The organism is Streptomyces sp. NPDC004732 (genome assembly GCF_040609235.1).
GTDB lineage: Bacteria > Actinomycetota > Actinomycetes > Streptomycetales > Streptomycetaceae > Streptomyces.
On sequence record NZ_JBEXJR010000053.1, the window covers coordinates 1 to 1,174 of the forward strand.

Annotated in this window: 1 protein-coding gene; it reads right to left on the bottom strand. The window is 41.7% G+C overall.

All coding sequences use genetic code 11. The features are described from left to right. Nucleotides 1-90 precede the first annotated feature (90 nt). On the bottom strand, nt 91-1,038 hold the full coding sequence (locus ABZV77_RS42710) for an IS30 family transposase (RefSeq protein ID WP_351004109.1): 948 nt from the start codon (nt 1,036-1,038) through the stop codon (nt 91-93). Between the last annotated feature and the right edge of the window lie 136 nt (nt 1,039-1,174).

Here is a 1,174-nt window from a genome sequence, read left to right on the forward strand (position 1 = left end):
TATAACACAGACTTTCTGAAATTTCTAGTCTCAGCTGTAATTTTTTTATTTTTTTAAAAATTTATTATTTACGCAAATTGCAAGTCCAAGTTAGCCAGCCAAGCTCATCTCATATGAACTCTTATAGTTGAACATTTTTCTTGGATAATGGTTCATCCAATACTCGATAGCGGCGACTTCTTCAGGGGTCGTCTTTGTTGTGCCTTTTGGCAGATGCCTACGAATCATTCGGTTATGGTTTTCATTCGTCCCTCGCTCAAAGCTCGCGTAGGCGTGTGCATAGTAAACTGGACAGCTTACGTCCTCAGAGAGCCTTGCAAATTCATGGCCATTGTCAGGGGTAATGGATTTGAAGTCATAACTTTTTTGAAGTTCCACCAGCTCATCATTGACCGCCTGTGCTGTTTTCCCATCAATCAAGCGAATGATCTCCGTGCGGTATTTTCGCTCTGTGAGCGTCAAAAGCACCTTGTTCTTAGCTCTCGTAAGAATGACCGTGTCAATCTCGTAATGCCCCACTTCTAAGCGATTGTTAATGAACTCAGGCCGTTCTTCAATAGACTTGCCAAAAGGATGCTTTGGCGCACGAGGTTTGATTTTCTTTGCCGCCTTATACTGCGGATAGAAAAGATGATGACGCTTGGCTTCTAACCAGCCCCAGTTGACCCAATTGTAGAGGCTGCTCAGAGAAACTCCTTTTAGAGCCTGATGAATGACTTCCAAAGAGTCCTTGTCTTCTTTAAGACGTGTACTCACATAACAATCAATCTCAGTCGTGAGTTTACTCGGACGAACACTGTGAGCCCTCAATCCTTCATAATTTTCTTGAGCCTTTTTAGCAGAGTATTTTACCTTCCGCTTGAGCTGGATTTCCCCTCGCTTCATCTCTCTGTCAATCGTCCCATGAGCTTTATTCAATAAGCGCGCAATCTCACGGTTGCTCAGTCCTTCTTTATTGTGCCAACGTTCAATGTTTAAACGGTCTTGATTGGTCAGGTGTTTCCCTTTGCTCTGGCTTGTGATAGAATAGTCTTGCATCTGAATTTCCTTTTTATACTATTTGGTCGAACTTCTAGTATAAGAGATTCAGATGTTTTTTGCTTGACTCAAGGTGGCTAACTTCATTTTACAATTTGCGTTTTGAAGATAAATCAAGCATCATAGAAAAAATTGC

Bases quoted from the DNA above. Each gene is read 5' to 3' on its own strand.
- ABZV77_RS42710 (WP_351004109.1), bottom strand. From the start codon at position 1,038: ATGCAAGACTATTCTATCACAAGCCAGAGCAAAGGGAAACACCTGACC.